General features: G+C 66.3%; 16 protein-coding genes. 9 read left to right on the top strand and 7 right to left on the bottom strand.

What is annotated here, in order from left to right; genetic code table 11:
• Positions 1-55: 55 nt before the first annotated feature.
• Entirely contained in the window at positions 56-721 is a 666-nt protein-coding gene (pdeM, locus tag VGT77_RS14440) for a ligase-associated DNA damage response endonuclease PdeM (RefSeq protein ID WP_327463784.1), read from the bottom strand.
• A gap of 120 nt (positions 722-841) precedes the next feature.
• Here pdeM and VGT77_RS14435 point away from each other — a divergent pair, with 120 nt between their 5' ends.
• A complete protein-coding gene (locus VGT77_RS14435; RefSeq protein WP_327463783.1) occupies positions 842-1,453 on the top strand; it encodes a PEPxxWA-CTERM sorting domain-containing protein in 612 nt (203 codons plus the stop codon).
• On the opposite strand, the gene VGT77_RS14430 is transcribed toward VGT77_RS14435, so the two are convergent.
• The 4 genes from VGT77_RS14430 to VGT77_RS14415 form a co-directional block, all read right to left on the bottom strand.
• A complete protein-coding gene (locus VGT77_RS14430; RefSeq protein ID WP_327463782.1) occupies positions 1,450-2,589 on the bottom strand; it encodes a dipeptidase in 1,140 nt (379 codons plus the stop codon). The two genes, VGT77_RS14435 and VGT77_RS14430, sit on opposite strands and share 4 nt — an antisense overlap.
• Positions 2,590-2,691: 102 nt before the next feature.
• Positions 2,692-3,600, bottom strand: a complete 909-nt coding sequence (locus VGT77_RS14425) for a retroviral-like aspartic protease family protein (protein WP_327463781.1) — start codon at positions 3,598-3,600, stop codon at positions 2,692-2,694.
• A gap of 47 nt (positions 3,601-3,647) precedes the next feature.
• Positions 3,648-6,056: a ligase-associated DNA damage response DEXH box helicase gene (locus VGT77_RS14420; protein WP_327463780.1), complete on the bottom strand. Its 2,409-nt coding sequence runs from the start codon at positions 6,054-6,056 to the stop codon at positions 3,648-3,650.
• Between the two features lie 89 nt (positions 6,057-6,145).
• A complete protein-coding gene (locus VGT77_RS14415) occupies positions 6,146-6,337 on the bottom strand; it encodes a hypothetical protein (RefSeq protein WP_327463779.1) in 192 nt (63 codons plus the stop codon).
• 82 nt (positions 6,338-6,419) lie between these two features.
• On the opposite strand from VGT77_RS14415, the gene VGT77_RS14410 reads away from it, so the two are divergent.
• From VGT77_RS14410 to VGT77_RS14395, 4 genes are all read left to right on the top strand, one after another.
• Positions 6,420-6,872 (top strand): hypothetical protein, encoded by a 453-nt coding sequence (locus VGT77_RS14410; RefSeq protein WP_327463778.1) that lies wholly within the window; start codon positions 6,420-6,422, stop codon positions 6,870-6,872.
• Positions 6,869-7,867 (top strand): ligase-associated DNA damage response exonuclease, encoded by a 999-nt coding sequence (locus VGT77_RS14405; RefSeq protein ID WP_327463776.1) that lies wholly within the window; start codon positions 6,869-6,871, stop codon positions 7,865-7,867. The genes VGT77_RS14410 and VGT77_RS14405 overlap by 4 nt, the downstream gene beginning before the upstream one ends.
• A 92-nt stretch (positions 7,868-7,959) precedes the next feature.
• The gene (gene thiL, locus VGT77_RS14400) at positions 7,960-8,814 is read left to right on the top strand and encodes a thiamine-phosphate kinase (RefSeq protein ID WP_327463774.1); all 855 of its coding nucleotides are present in this window, start codon (positions 7,960-7,962) and stop codon (positions 8,812-8,814) included.
• On the top strand, positions 8,811-9,182 hold the full coding sequence (locus VGT77_RS14395) for a hypothetical protein (RefSeq protein WP_327463772.1): 372 nt from the start codon (positions 8,811-8,813) through the stop codon (positions 9,180-9,182). The genes thiL and VGT77_RS14395 overlap by 4 nt, the downstream gene beginning before the upstream one ends.
• Here the strand turns inward: VGT77_RS14395 and VGT77_RS14390 are convergent.
• Positions 9,164-9,445: a hypothetical protein gene (locus tag VGT77_RS14390; protein ID WP_327463770.1), complete on the bottom strand. Its 282-nt coding sequence runs from the start codon at positions 9,443-9,445 to the stop codon at positions 9,164-9,166. The two genes, VGT77_RS14395 and VGT77_RS14390, sit on opposite strands and share 19 nt — an antisense overlap.
• A 3-nt stretch (positions 9,446-9,448) precedes the next feature.
• Positions 9,449-9,838, bottom strand: a complete 390-nt coding sequence (locus VGT77_RS14385; protein ID WP_327463768.1) for a hypothetical protein — start codon at positions 9,836-9,838, stop codon at positions 9,449-9,451.
• 179 nt (positions 9,839-10,017) lie between these two features.
• Between VGT77_RS14385 and VGT77_RS14380 the strand changes: the two genes are divergently transcribed.
• The 4 genes from VGT77_RS14380 (at position 10,018) to VGT77_RS14365 (ending at position 14,369) form a co-directional block, all read left to right on the top strand.
• Entirely contained in the window at positions 10,018-12,198 is a 2,181-nt protein-coding gene (locus VGT77_RS14380; RefSeq protein ID WP_327463766.1) for a sodium-translocating pyrophosphatase, read from the top strand.
• A gap of 358 nt (positions 12,199-12,556) precedes the next feature.
• Complete coding sequence (gene infA, locus VGT77_RS14375; RefSeq protein ID WP_003049127.1) at positions 12,557-12,775, top strand: translation initiation factor IF-1; 219 nt, start codon at positions 12,557-12,559, stop codon at positions 12,773-12,775.
• Positions 12,776-12,865: 90 nt separating this feature from the next.
• Positions 12,866-13,459, top strand: coding sequence for a Maf family protein (locus tag VGT77_RS14370; RefSeq protein WP_327463762.1), 594 nt, complete (start codon positions 12,866-12,868; stop codon positions 13,457-13,459).
• Positions 13,452-14,369, top strand: a complete 918-nt coding sequence (locus tag VGT77_RS14365) for a ribonuclease (protein WP_327463761.1) — start codon at positions 13,452-13,454, stop codon at positions 14,367-14,369. The genes VGT77_RS14370 and VGT77_RS14365 overlap by 8 nt, the downstream gene beginning before the upstream one ends.
• The last annotated feature ends 1 nt before the right edge of the window (position 14,370 follow it).

Genomic DNA, 14,370 nt, shown 5'->3' with positions numbered 1-14,370 from the left:
GACGCGCTGATGCTACCAACAGGTGCATAGGCGCGCGCGCCGTGCAAAAAAAGCGTCAGGCGACCAGCGGAAAGCGGAGCAGGCGATCGGCGAGCGGCACCAGCGCCTCCGCCCGGCGTCCCACGGCGCGAATGATTTCAGGGTGATGGGCATCGAGCCCTCCGGTCAGCGCCCCGAACGCCGGCAGGATCAGCTTGGTCTGCGTCAGCACGAAACAGCGCCGCGCGACGTTTCGCCCGCGATGGCTGAGCCGCAGCTTGGGATGAAAATGCCCGGACAGCTCCGGCCGGGTCTCCCGCGCCTCGGCCTCGTGGCGCAGCACCAGCCCGTCCACCTCCGCCTCGATCATGATCTCGCCGCCGCAATGGTCGACCAGCGCGGCATCGTGATTGCCGGTGATCCAAACGAAGCGCGTGGCGCTCGTCAAATCGGTCAGCATGCGCCGCGCCTCGGGGGGTAATCGTTCGCAGCCTTCGCTGTCGTGAAAGCTGTCGCCCAGGCACCAGATTTCCGCCGCCTGTGTCGTCCGGACCAGCGCCGCCAGTGCGGTCAGCGTCGCCTGCGAATCATAAGGTGGCAGCATTTGGCCGCTGCGCGCCGCGAACCAGCTCGCTTTCTCCAGGTGCAGGTCGGCGACGATCAACGCCCGTCGCGCCGGCCAGAACAGCGCACCGTCCTTCAGCGCGATCAGCTCATGCCCGGCGAACGAAAAGGGAACCATGCACATCCCTTACCGTTCTCCGCCCGTCCTGCAACGGGACGGAAGCGAAACTTTTGCGCTTAGGCCCGAGAGCCGAAATGAGTTGTGGTTAACGCCGACTCAGGAAGGGGAGGGGTGCCCATGTCCGTGAAGTTTCTGCTGGCTGCCACCGCGATCGCGCTTGCCGCACCGGTTTCGCCCTTGACGATCACCGAGAGGTTCGGAACGCTGGCACCGAAAGATACGCCGCTGCCGTCGATCGTTTCGCCCGTGGGCACATTCACCGGCGCGGCCGGGTCGCCCTTCGCCAACGTCTTCATCGCCTCGCCCGGCTATAATAATTCCGGCCCCGGCAACAATCCGACGACGAGTTCGATCCTCGTGGCCAATGGCGATGAGTCCTTCGACGTGACCCTTGCTTTTGCCGCACGCTCAATCTCCATGGACGTCTACCTGAATGATCTGGGTCCCGCGACCGTGACACTATTCAACGGAAACGCGACAGTCGCTTCCTTCACCTTCCTCGCGGATGCTTCGCCGGCAAATAAATTCTCGACCGTCTCGTTCAGCAGCACGCTCACTCAGGTCACGCGCTTTACTTTCGTCTCTACCAATGGCGGTTCGCTCAACACCGGCCTCGACAATGTGTCGATCACAGCGGTGCCCGAGCCGGCGAGCTGGGCGATGATGATCGGCGGCTTTGCGTTCGCGGGCGCGGCGTTGCGCCGGAGGCCCCGGCCGGTACTGGCTTAGCGGCTGGCCCGCGCCTGCGTCTGCTCCATGACGCGGAGCAGATTGCCGCTCCAGATTTTCTCGACGTCGGCGTCCGAATAGCCTGCCGTCTTCAGCGCAGCCGTGATCCGCGGCAGGCGGCTGACATCGGGCATGGAGATCAGCCCGCCGCCGCCATCCCAGTCCATCCCGATGCCGACATGATCGGAGCCGACAAGCTTCAGCACGTGAAGCAGGCTCTGCATGTAGCGCTCGAAACTGACCGGATTGCTCGGCCCGGTCTGCTCCAGCTGGGCGTGCCTGGCGCCGATCTCCCGCTGCTCGCGGGGGCTGACACTCTCCATCAGCTCGGCGCCGACCTGGTCCCTCTCCGGCCGCGCGTCCATCTTCGCCAGGAACACCGAGTTGACGAAGATCACGCCGCCTTTGGCCGCCAGCCGCTTAATCCGCGCATCATCAAGATTTCGGGGGTGATCGAACAAAGCCTTAGGTCCCGAATGCGACAGCACGACGGGCGCCGTCGATAGCTCCAGCACCTGGTCGAACGCCTCGTCTGAGGCGTGGCTCAGGTCGATCAGCATGCCGAGCCGATTGGCTTCCTTCACCCATTCACGGCCGAGCGGGCTGAGGCCGCCCCATGTCCGCTTGCCCTTGTTGGCGGCGTCCGCGAACTGATTGTCGCCATTGTGCACCGGCCCCGCCATGCGCACGCCGGTTTCGTGAAAGTCGCGCAGTGCGGCGACGCTATCCCCCAGCGGATAGCTGTTCTCGATCGACTGGAGGACGATGCGCTTGCCGGCCTTCGCGATGCGGCGCGCGTCGGCGGGCGTGAAGGCGAGCTCCATCTCGCGGGCATTTTCGCGCACCATTGCGCGGATCCAGGCCGCGCGCCGCCAGGCATGTGCCTTGGCGGCCGCATAGCCTGCGGGCGTCAGTGGCCCCTGTTCGGTGTAGATGACGAAAAAGCCGCCATCGAGCCCACCCTGCTTCATCCGCGGCAGGTCGACCTGCGTGATCGTGTCCGCAAAGCCGTGCCGCTCGGCGAAGCTCCAGCCCGGCCGGCCCAGGTTCACCGGCGTGTCGAGATGCGTGTCGAGAGTGATGATCCGATCGTGCAGCGACGGCGTGGCGAGAAGAACAGCAAGAAGAAGTGACATTTCTACTCCGTCACCCCGGCCTTGAGCCGGGGTCCCGCTTCTTCCTTCAAGAAACCCGAGAAGAAAAGCGGGATCCCGGCTCAAGGCCGGGATGACGAGGAATCAACGACTCGCCAGCAAGACCCGCGCGCCGAGCGCCGCGCCGTCGGGCAGCATGAAGCGCACCTGCTTGTTCGCGAAATCGACCGACACCCGATCGAACAGCCGCAGCGCGTCCATGCCGAGCAGCAGCGCCGGCTGATTGGCGAGACCGAAGCGCTTGAATGGCTCGGCGTCGGTGAAGGCGACGGGGATGTTGCTGAAGTCGGCCCCGCCGATCTGGATGCGGTCGACCGTTGCGAACTGCGCGGACACCGTCTCGCCGGTGACGCCGCTCAATGTTACTGCGCGCAGCGGGCCGATCTTGTTGCGCCGCTGCAGCCGGTGGAGCAGCGCCAGATTACCGATGCTGGTCTGCGCGCCGGTATCGACGATCACCCGCACGCGCTCGCCCATGAAACGCGAATCGACCAGGATCAGCTGGCCGAACTTGCTTTTGGCCGAAACGACGATCGTGTCGGGATCAACATCCTCCACCTGACGGGCCGGCGTGACCCGCATCTCGTTCTTCCTGAAGTCGATGGTCACGCGCCGGCTCTTCAAGGCATCGATGCCGAGCATGCCGGGCGCGCCGATATGGGCCCGGTCAAGCGCCGGAGCCTCGATCTCCTTCACTTTGGTGCCGGACAGCTCGAGATGCGGCACGATCACCGTGTTCACTTTGCCCGAGCCGGTGACGGTGACGAGGTTGCGAACCGGCCCTTTTTGCAGGTTGAGCCGGTCGGCCAACTGCCGCGAAATGACCGTGCGTTCGGCGCCGGTGTCGATCACGAACGGGAGCGGGGCGCTGTCATGGACCCGGACCTGCACCGTCATCCGCCTCGAGCCGTCCGCGCCGAGCGCCACCGAGGAGATATCCTCCGGCGCCTCGGCGGGCGGCGTCATCGCCATGGCCAGGATCAGGCTCAGCATCTTGTCTCTCCTCTTGGAGCGAGAGAGTAACCTAAGCTGTCAGAAGCTCAATCCGTCGCCATCGCTTCGGCGACCAGCGCTTCCGCTTCGATCAACAGCGAGTCCTCGGCGCTCGCCTGGCTCACCCGCTCACGGCCGATAAGCACCAGCACCGGCACGGCGAGCGGGCTGACGCGGGGCAAATCGACGTGCAGCATCGTTGCTTGGGCGCGGTCGAGCAGCCGGGCGAGGCGGCCGACATCGGTCATTTTCGCCCGCGCATCGTCCCAGGCGGCGCGGAGCAGCAGATGGTCGGGCTCGTAACGCCGCAGCACGTCGTAGATGAGGTCGGTCGAAAAGCTCACTTGCTTGCCGGTCTTGCGCTTGCCCGGATGCTGGCGCTCGACCAGGCCGCCGATCACCGCCACTTCGCGAAAGGCGCGCTTCAGCAGCGAGGATTGCTGAACCCAGTCGACGAACTCATGCTCAAGAATGTCGGCGGAAAAGAGCGGCCGCGGGTCGGCGACAGGCTCCAGGCTGTAGGTCGCGATCGCATAGTCGGATGCGACAAAGCCGAGCGGCTTCAGGCCGAAAGTTTCCATCCGCTTGGTGACAAGCATGCCGAGCGCCTGGTGCGCGTTCCATCCTTCAAAGCTGTACACCACCATATGGTGGCGCTTCTCCCGCTCGAACGTCTCGATCAGCAATTGGTCGGGGGCGGGCAGGGCGGAGCGCCGCGCCTGCATCTCCAGCCATTCGCGCACATCGTCGGGAAAGCGCGGCCATTCCTCGGGCGAGGCAAGAAAGGCCCGCACCCGGTCTGCCAAGTTGGTCGAGATCGGCATGCGCGCGCCGCCATAAGTCGGGATGCGCGCCGGCTTGGACGTCGCCCTGACGATCAGGTCCTCGACCTCCTGCCGCTCCACTTCCAGCACCAGCCCGGCGAAGAAGAAAGTGTCGCCGGGCGACAGTGTGGCGGCGAACGCTTCCTCGACCTTGCCGACGCTGCGCCCGTTCTTGAAGCGGACGTTCAGCATCGTCGCCTCGACGATGATGCCGGCGTTCAGCCGGTGCTGCGTCACGAACTTCGGATGAGTGACCCGCCACAGCCCGTCCGGACCCTTGGTCAGCCGCTTGAACCGGTCATAGGCTTTGAGCGCATAGCCGCCCGACTCGATATAGCTCAGCACCTGGCCGAAGCGCTCGTCTGTCAGCGCCGAATAGGGGAGGGCCGAGCGGAGTTCGTCCAGCAGCTCGGCCTCACTGAACGGCGCGGCGCAGGCACAGGCCATGATGTGCTGGGCAAGCACGTCGAGCGCGCCCGACCGGAACACTTCATGGTCCAGCTCGCCCTGCTCGACCGCATCGAGCGCCGCGCGCGCTTCCAGATATTCGAAGCGGTTGCCGGGGACGAGGATCGCCTCGGACGGCTCGTCGAGCCGGTGATTGGCGCGGCCCGTGCGCTGCAGCAGCCGCGACGCGCCCTTGGGCGCCCCCATCTGGATCACGCAGTCGACATCGCCCCAGTCGACGCCGAGGTCGAGCGATGCCGTCGCAACCAGCGCCCGCAGCCGCCCCTCGGCCATCGCCAGTTCGACCTTGCGCCGTGCCTCCCGGGAGAGCGAGCCGTGGTGGATGCCGATCGGCAGCTTCAGCTCGTTGACCGTCCACAGATCCTGGAAGATCAGCTCGGCCAGGCTACGCGTGTTGCAGAAGACGATGGTGGTGCGGTGCGTCTCGATCTCCGCCATCACCTGCGCCGCGGCGTAGCGTCCGGAATGTCCGGCCCAGGGAATGCGATCTTCTGGGATAAGGATCGAGATATTCGGGTCCGCGCCTTGCTCGCCCTCGACCAAGGTGACGGTGTTGATGTCCCCGTCCGGCGCCAGCCAGGCGCGATAATCGTCCAGATCGGCGACTGTCGCAGACAGCGCGACCCGCCGCAGCCCAGGCGCGATCCGCTGCAGCCGCGCCATGCACAGGCTGAGCAGGTCGCCTCGCTTGCCGGTCGCAAAGGCGTGCACCTCGTCGACGACGATGGTGCGCAGCCCGGAGAACATCGTGAAGCTGTCCGGATAGGACAGCAGCAGGCTCAGCGATTCGGGCGTAGTCAGCAGCATCTGCGGCGGCCGCACGCGCTGCCGCGCCTTGCGGTCGGACGGCGTGTCCCCGCTCCGCGTCTCGACCCTGATGTCGAGCCCCATCTCTTCTATCGGCGTCAGCAGGTTGCGCTGCACGTCGACCGCCAGTGCCTTGAGCGGAGACACGTAAAGGGTGTGCAGCGCGTCGGTCGGCTCCTCGATCAGCTCGACCAGACTGGGCAGGAACCCCGCCAGCGTCTTGCCCGCGCCCGTCGCGGCGACGAGCAGCCCATGCTCCCCCCGCCGCGCCACCTCCAGCATCTCCAGTTGATGCCGCCTGGGCGCCCAGCCCTTGCTGGCGAACCAGGCGGAGAGTTGGGGAGGAAGCTCAACCAATTTCTGTGCTCCGGCGCAGGCCGGAGCTCTGCGTAGCAGCGCCCGAGCTCATCCGAACAGCGCTCCGGCCTTCGCCGGAGCACAGGAAGCTAACGCTCCACGCCGTCGTCGCGCCGGTGCTCCTCCGCATCTTCGCGCGCATAGATCTCCCGCGTGCCGGCATCGGTGCGGGCCAGTTCTTCCGGGCTCTCATGCTTGCGGTTGCGCTGCATCGCCAGGAACATGATCAGCCCCAGCAAGATGGTGCCGATCCCCAAAGTCACGATCCATGCGGTGCCCACGTCTCACTCCTTGGCTCTAGTCGAACTCGTCAACGAAGCGGAACGGTTTGCGATCCAAGCGGGTTGCGCTAGCGATACGCCCATGACCAAGCCGCTCTCCCGCGCCATCCTCTTTGCCGTGCTCGCCCTGATCGTCTCCGCGATCCTCAGCGCCATCGTGCTGCTGTTCCTGGTCGGCGTGCCCGGCTCCCGCGACGCGGCGGCGGAGTTCCAGCGCCAGGCAATCTCGCGCGCGGTCGGCGTCGACCTGATCGTCGGCGGGCTCGTCGCGCTTGGGGCGGGCTGGCTCGCCGGGCGTCCCTTCCATGGACGCGAGGCGACGATGACCGGGCTGATGACCGGCCTCGCCTTCATCCTCCTTGATCTGCTGATCATCCTGCTGTTCGGCAATGCCGACCGGCTCGAACTTGCGACGATGGCCGCTTCCTATGCCGACAAGCTGGCGGCGGCGACGCTCGGCGGCTTTCTGGCCGGCCGCAGCCCCGCCCGCGCCGACGAAGACGAGCCCGCGGGCGTTTCGCTCGACAAGGAATGAGGCCGCTCGGCGCCTGGATTGAGCCCTATCCGGACGGCATCTACGTCCCCGCGGCCGACGCCTGGATCGATCCCTCGACACCCAAGCCGCGAGCGCTCGTCACCCACGGCCATAGCGACCATGCGCGCGGCGGCCATGAGGCGGTCTGGGCTACGCCCGAGACGCTCGCCATCATGGACGCGCGCTACGGGTCGCAGGCCGCCAACCCCGTCGCCTATGGCGAAACCATCCGCATGGGCGATGTCGAGATCAGCTTCGTGCCGGCCGGTCACGTCCTCGGCTCTGCGCAGATCGTGCTGGAACATGCCGGCGAGCGGGTCGTCGTGTCGGGCGATTACAAGCGCCGCCCCGATCCGACCTGCCTGCCCTTCGAGCCGCAGCCCTGCGACATCTTCATCACCGAAGCGACTTTCGGCTTGCCGGTCTTCCTCCACCCCGAAACCGGGGACGAGATCGACAAACTCCTGGCGGCGCTCCACGCCAACCCCGATCGCTGCGTGCTGGTCGGCGCCTACGCGCTCGGCAAGGCGCAGCGTGTCATTACCGAACTGCGGCTGCGCGGCCATGACGACCCGATCTACATCCATGGCGCGCTGCAGCGGCTTTGCGATCTTTATGCCCAGCACCGCGTCCCGCTCGGCGAACTCCGCCCCGCGACCGGCGTGAGCAAACGCGAGATTGCCGGCCATATCGTCTTGGCCCCGCCCGGAGCGCTCAACGACCGCTGGAGCCGCCGCCTGCCCGACCCGATCACCGCCATGGCCTCGGGTTGGATGCGCATCCGCCAGCGCGCCGTGCAGCGCAATGTCGAGCTGCCGCTGATCATCTCCGACCATGCCGATTGGCACGAACTGACCGAGACCATCCTCGAGATCGCGCCTAAGGAAGTCTGGGTCACGCATGGGCGTGAGGATGCGCTCATCCACTGGTGCATGACGCGCCAGATCAAGGCCCGCGCGCTCGACCTCACCGGCTATGAGGATGAGGATGATTAGCCCATCCGTCATTGCGAGCGAAGCGAAGCAATCCAGCGCGGCGGCGGGGCTATGGATTGCTTCGTCGCAAAGCTCCTCGCAATGACGAGTGTGTGAACGAAGCCGATTTCATCGCCGCCCTCCGGTCCCTCGCCACTGCACCTGCGGCGCGCGGCCTGCTCGACGACGCGGCGGTGCTCGGCGACCTCGTCTTCACCCACGACATGATCGTCGAGGGCGTGCACTTCCTGCCCGGGGATCCGCCCGAGGATGTGGCCTGGAAGCTTGCCGCCGTGAACCTGTCTGACCTGGCCGCCAAGGGAGCCGAGCCCGTCGGATGCCTGCTCGGCTACACGCTCGGCTCCCCCGATTGGAACGCCGCCTTCATCACCGGCCTACGCGACGTTCTCGATACCTATGCCATGCCGCTTCTGGGCGGCGACACGGTCAAGGCGAACGGCCCTCGCAGCTTCGGCCTGACGGCGATCGGACGCGCGTCTAACCCGCCGTCCCGGTCCGGCGCTAAGCCGAGTGACTCCCTCTATGTCACCGGTGTCATAGGGCGTGCGGGGATCGGCCTGAACCTGTCGCGGTGGGGCGGGCAAGGCGCTGAGATCCAGGCATATCGCCGCCCCCAGCCTCGCATCGCAGAAGGCCGCGCCCTCGCTCCTCTGGTCCATGCGATGATGGACGTGTCCGATGGCCTGCTGATCGACGCTTCTCGCATGGCGGAAGCGAGCGGGCTTGCCGTGACCATCGACCTCGATGCGGTTCCGACCGAAGGCGACCCGATCGCCGCGGTTACGGCGGGGGACGATTATGAACTCCTCTTCGCCGCCCCGGAAGCGCCTCCATCGGTGCCTGCGACCCGGATCGGGCACTTCGACGCCGGGTCAGGATTGACGCTGTTGCGCTCGGGGGTGCCGATCCCGCTTCCGGCAAGCCTGGGTTGGGAGCATGGCGCATGAGCTGGTGGGTGTTCGGTCCCCGGCGCCGGGTGCTTGCCGCGCTTGCCCGCGACGATCGGCCGATCCGCCACCTTTATGGCTTTGAGGCTCGGACGACGATAGCGGAGCTTCGCGACCGGCTCGCGGGCCCCGGTGATCACGAGACGCTCGCCTGGCCTGATTTCGAAGCTTATCGCGACTATCTGCTCTCGAACTTCCGGCGTGACGGCCGGCGGCAGCGTGTCTGGCCCGAAGAGCGCGACGCGTGGCGCTTTCCGATGCTATCCCGCTTCACCGTGGTGCTGAAGGACGGGACGATCGAGTTCTGGCCGGACGAATGGCAGAGCGCGCCTAGTCGCAAAGGTCCGCCTTATGTGGTGAAGGGCTGACGCCGCCGCGCGATCCAGCGCCCCAGCAGCACGCCCGGCATCGCCGGCACGAAGCCCGCAACCACGAAGATCATCTCGAATATGATCAGCTCGGCGGCAAAATGGCCTTCCAGGGCAGCAAGCACGGACAGGAAAACGACCCACAGCAGCAGCACGAGGCCCAGTGTCTTCAGCATGCCGATCCGCGCCCATGCGGTCAGCGCCACATTCAGGATCAGGCTCGCGCCGAAGGCTATGCCGATCGCTACGTCGATATGGTGCATCGCTCAGCCATCCAGGCCGATCAGAGCGCGCAACCGACCCCGGAAGCTCGGCGGCTCGTCAGGCTTCTGTCCGAGCCAGGCCGCCGTCCAGTTCAGCCGCTGGCGATGGGCCGGACAGCCGATCCCGTCATCCAGATGGTTCAGCCGGTAGCTGCTGGTCGCTCGCCGTGCCGCCGACCTGGCGGCATCCGAGGGCATTCGGTCCAGAATGGCGACGAGGCCCGGATCCTTCACATTCTCCTCGCCAAGTTCCGCCACCTGCAGCGGCTCGGCCGTCATCATCGCAAGCAGCGCCACTTGAAGTTCCGGACAGAGATGCTGGATCCAGCTTTGCGCCGAATAGGTCCGGTGCAGGGAAGGGATTTCCCGGCAAGGCTTTGCGGCATGGAACATGGGGTCAAGGCTGGTCCTGCCCGCCGACCGGCTCAACTGGACGTCGACGAACGCGCATGCCCCTGCGACAGCAGCGGCTTTGTGCTTGCCCGTTCAGGAAAGCCCCCTCTATACCCCCGCACCATTAGCGAGCGGCCGGGGAGACAAGAGCCGCTATCTTACAAGGGGAAAGGACAGGCATGAACGTAGTGCTCATCGCCATCGTCTGCGGCTTGCTGGCCGTGGTCTATGGCATTGTCACCAGCCGCCAGGTGCTGGCTCAGCCGGCGGGCAATCCGCGCATGCAGGAAATCGCCGGCGCCATTCAGGAAGGCGCGCAGGCCTATCTCAACCGCCAATACACGACCGTCGCGATCGTCGGCGTCGTCGTCGCGGTGCTGGTCGGCGTGTTCCTGGGCCTCACCTCGGCCATCGCCTTCGTCGTCGGCGCGGTGCTGTCAGGGGTGGCCGGCTATATCGGCATGAACATCTCCGTCCGCGCCAATGTGCGCACGGCAGAAGCGGCCCGGACCAGCCTGCAGGGCGGCCTTACCACCGCCTTCCGCTCCGGCGCGATCACCGGCATGCTGGTCGCGGGTCTCGGCCTGCTCGCCATCGCCGGGCTCTTCTACGTGCTGACCGACGTGCAGGGCCATGCGCCCGATGACCGCGAGGTCATCGACGCACTGGTCGCGCTCTCCTTCGGTGCGTCGCTGATCTCGATCTTCGCGCGTCTGGGCGGCGGCATCTTCACCAAGGCGGCCGACGTCGGCGCCGATCTGGTCGGCAAGGTCGAAGCGGGCATTCCCGAAGACGATCCCCGGAACCCTGCCGTGATCGCCGATAACGTCGGCGACAATGTCGGCGACTGCGCCGGCATGGCCGCCGACCTGTTCGAAACCTATGTCGTCACCTTGGGCGTGACGATGGTCTCCGTCGCGCTGCTGATCCAGGCGAGCTCGGCCGAGCTGATGCGCCTGATGGCGCTGCCGCTGATCATCGGCGGCGTGTGCATCATCTCCTCGGTGATCGGCACCTATCTGGTCCGCCTCGGGCGCGGCCAGTCGATCATGGGCGCGCTTTATAAGGGCTTCTGGGGCACCGCGATCCTGTCGATCCCGCTGATCTATTTCGCCACCGCCTATACGCTTGGCGACATGAACGCGCCGATCGGTGCGGCGGGCGCCTTCGAGACGCCCGATGCGGCCAACGATCCGTTCGGTGCGCTGCCGGCGGACACGTCCGCGGCGGTGGGTGATGCCTTCACCGGCATGGACCTGTTCTGGTGCATGCTGATCGGGCTCGCCGTTACCGGCCTGATTGTCTGGATCACCGAATATTACACCGGCACCAATTATCGTCCGGTCAAGTCGATCGCACGCGCCTCGGAAACCGGTCACGGCACCAACGTGATCCAGGGTCTGGCGATCAGCCTGGAATCGACCGCGCTGCCGACTTTGGTGATCGTGATCGCGGTGATCGCGACTTACCAGATTGCCGGCATCATCGGCATCGCCTTTGCCGCGACCGCGATGCTGGCGCTGGCCGGCATGGTCGTGGCGCTGGACGCCTATGGTCCTGTCACCGACAATGCCGGCGGCATAGCCGAAATGGCGGGCCTGGAAGGCGAAGTCCGCAACCGCACCGATGCGCTCGATGCGGTGGGCAACACCACCAAGGCAGTGACCAAGGGCTATGCGATCGGATCGGCGGGTCTCGCCGCGCTGGTGCTGTTCGGCGCTTACACGACCGATCTCCGGGAGTTCTTCCCGGATCTCGACGTCGATTTCTCGCTGTCCAACCCGTACGTGATCGTCGGCCTGCTGCTGGGGGCTTTGCTCCCCTATCTGTTCGGCGCGATGGGCATGACGGCGGTGGGCCGCGCGGCCGGCGCGGTGGTCGAGGAAGTGCGTGGTCAGTTCCGCGACAATCCCGGCATCATGGAAGGCACCAGCCGTCCCAATTACGCCCGCACCGTCGATCTGGTCACCCGCGCCGCGATCAAGGAGATGATCGTGCCCAGCCTGTTGCCGGTGCTGGCGCCGATCGCGGTGTACTTCATCATCACCTGGGTTGCCGGCCAGTCTAACGGCTTCGCGGCACTCGGTGCGCTGCTCTTGGGCGTGATCGTGTCAGGCTTGTTCGTCGCCATCTCGATGACGAGCGGCGGCGGCGCCTGGGACAATGCCAAGAAGTACATCGAAGACGGCAATTTCGGCGGCAAGGGCTCCGAGGCGCACAAGGCCGCGGTGACTGGCGACACGGTCGGCGATCCCTACAAGGACACCGCCGGCCCCGCCGTCAATCCGATGATCAAGATCACCAACATCGTCGCCCTGCTGCTGCTGGCAGCGCTGGCGGGTCAGGCCGCGGGCGGCTAATCGCCCGACCGGCAAGATGATCGGCCCCGTCGCTCTTCAGGGAGCGGCGGGGTCGTTCTTTATGCGTCCTCGGCTCGGTCGAAGAGCCAGCCGCCTGGGCGCTGATGAAACTGACCGGTTGAACATGATGTGTCCTACACGGCAGGCGACCTGCTATCCTCTGACCGGTTCTTTCTGTTTGTCCGCTTGCCTGTCGTGCTTGCAGCACCCAAATGCACATCCTGCACACGTCACGTCTCGTGACCTTTCTTACCTTTGTGCAGTTGGTGCGGAACGTGCGGCTCCGCCTTGCTTCCATTTCCGCGCCGCCTTCGTTATGGCGGCGCGATTTTCGTCACCCCCAGACAAAGGCTGCTGCTTGGCTAAGGAAGAATTGCTCGAAATGCGGGGGCAGGTCGTCGAACTGCTGCCCAACGCCATGTTCCGCGTGCGCCTCGAGAATGATCACGAGATTCTCGGCCACACCGCTGGCAAGATGCGCAAGAACCGCATCCGCGTGCTCGTCGGCGATGAAGTGCTGGTCGAGCTCACGCCCTACGACCTGACCAAGGGCCGGATCACCTACCGGTTCAAATAAGCTCGTGCCGGTCTTCTTCTTTCGTCATCCCGGACTTGATCCGGGAGCCAGCTTCTTCTTCTGCCCTGCTGGGTTCCCGCTTACGCGGGAATGACGAACAAGGAACGCGTGACCCGCTCCAAACTCATCCTCGCCTCGGCCAGTCCCCGCCGCCTCGACCTGCTGGCGCGGATCGGCGTGGTGCCCGATGAGGTTCGTCCCGCCGACATCGACGAGGCCGCTTTGAAGAGCGAGTTGCCCGCTGCTCACGCCCAGCGGCTCGCCGCCGAAAAGGCTGCGGCCGTCGCCGAACCCGGTGTGCTCACCCTCGCCGCCGACACCGTCGTCGCAGCGGGGCGCGGCATCCTCCCCAAAGCCGAGGATGAGGTGACGGCTCGGCACTGCCTCGAACTCCTGTCCGGCCGCCGCCACCGCGTGCACAGCGCGGTCACGCTCATCGATGCCGAGGGCAAGGCGCGGCACCGCCTTTCCACGACCATCGTCACCTTCAAGCGGCTGACCGGTCAAGAGATCGCCGCCTATCTCGCGTCAGGCGAATGGCAGGGCAAGGCGGGCGGCTATGCGATTCAGGGCCGCGCGGAGGCTTTCGTCCGCTTCCTCTCCGGCAGCCACTCCGGCGTGGTCGGCCTGCCGTTGTTCGAAACCCGCGCCTTGCTCCTTTCGGCCGGCTATCCGCTTGGCTGAGTGGCTGGTCGAGCACGGCATCGGCGAGACCCGTGCGGCCCTGGTCGACTACGGCGCCATCGTCGAAGCCCGCATTGAGCGTCACGGCGCCCTCGCCCGCTACGGAGCCGTGCTCCCCGCCCGTCTCCGCAGCAGGGCGGGCCGAGCCGGCCGGGCCGAGGCGGAACTGGAGGACGGCAGCCTTGTGCTGGTCTCACCCGCTCCGGTCAGCGAAGGCGCGACCCTGCTGGTCGAGATCATTCGCGAGGCGATCCCGGAGCGCGGCAACCCCAAGCTGCCGCTCGCCCGCCCGGTCGAAGGTCCAGCACGGCCTGCGCCTGATCTGGAGGGTAGGACCGTGCCCGCGCACGGTCCCGACCTGCTGGAGGAAGCGGGCTGGTCCGAATTGCTCGACCAGGCGGAGACGGGCCTGGTGCCCTTCCCGGGCGGACTGCTCCGCATCGAGCTCACTTCGGCGATGACCGTCATCGATGTGGATGGCGAGCTGCCCGCCGCCGAACTCGCCAAGCGCGGCGCTGCTGCGGCAGGAGAGGCGATCCGCCGCTTCGGCATTACCGGCTCGATCGGCATCGACCTGCCGACATTGCCGGACAAGACAGCGCGCCAGGCCGCCGCCGAAGCGCTCGACGCCGTCTTGCCCCAGCCTTTCGAACGGACTGCGGTCAATGGCTTCGGGTTCCTGCAGCTGGTGCGACGCCGGGTCCGGCCATCGCTGCTCGAGTTGATCCAGTCGGACCCGACCACCGCAGAGGCGCTGGCCCTGTTGCGCCGACTCGAACGTGAGCCATTGCCCGGCCGCGACAAGGTCACGGCACCGCCGGCGGTTGCCCGGCTCCTTGCCGAACGCCGCGACTGGTTGGAGGAACTGGCACGAAGGCGGGGCCGCCCGATCGGAATCGTCCCCGCCTGAG

Source organism: Sphingomonas sp. (genome assembly GCF_035944535.1).
Classification (GTDB): domain Bacteria; phylum Pseudomonadota; class Alphaproteobacteria; order Sphingomonadales; family Sphingomonadaceae; genus Sphingomonas_B.
Note: the sequence above shows the minus strand (reverse complement) of the source record. Positions and strands in the feature narration are given on the sequence as shown.

Bases quoted from the DNA above. Each gene is read 5' to 3' on its own strand.
- pdeM (WP_327463784.1), bottom strand. From the start codon at position 721: ATGGTTCCCTTTTCGTTCGCCGGGCATGAGCTGATCGCGCTGAAGGAC.
- VGT77_RS14435 (WP_327463783.1), top strand. From the start codon at position 842: ATGTCCGTGAAGTTTCTGCTGGCTGCCACCGCGATCGCGCTTGCCGCA.
- VGT77_RS14430 (WP_327463782.1), bottom strand. From the start codon at position 2,589: ATGTCACTTCTTCTTGCTGTTCTTCTCGCCACGCCGTCGCTGCACGAT.
- VGT77_RS14425 (WP_327463781.1), bottom strand. From the start codon at position 3,600: ATGCTGAGCCTGATCCTGGCCATGGCGATGACGCCGCCCGCCGAGGCG.
- VGT77_RS14410 (WP_327463778.1), top strand. From the start codon at position 6,420: ATGACCAAGCCGCTCTCCCGCGCCATCCTCTTTGCCGTGCTCGCCCTG.
- VGT77_RS14405 (WP_327463776.1), top strand. From the start codon at position 6,869: ATGAGGCCGCTCGGCGCCTGGATTGAGCCCTATCCGGACGGCATCTAC.
- VGT77_RS14395 (WP_327463772.1), top strand. From the start codon at position 8,811: ATGAGCTGGTGGGTGTTCGGTCCCCGGCGCCGGGTGCTTGCCGCGCTT.
- VGT77_RS14390 (WP_327463770.1), bottom strand. From the start codon at position 9,445: ATGCACCATATCGACGTAGCGATCGGCATAGCCTTCGGCGCGAGCCTG.
- VGT77_RS14385 (WP_327463768.1), bottom strand. From the start codon at position 9,838: ATGTTCCATGCCGCAAAGCCTTGCCGGGAAATCCCTTCCCTGCACCGG.
- VGT77_RS14380 (WP_327463766.1), top strand. From the start codon at position 10,018: ATGAACGTAGTGCTCATCGCCATCGTCTGCGGCTTGCTGGCCGTGGTC.
- VGT77_RS14370 (WP_327463762.1), top strand. From the start codon at position 12,866: ATGACGAACAAGGAACGCGTGACCCGCTCCAAACTCATCCTCGCCTCG.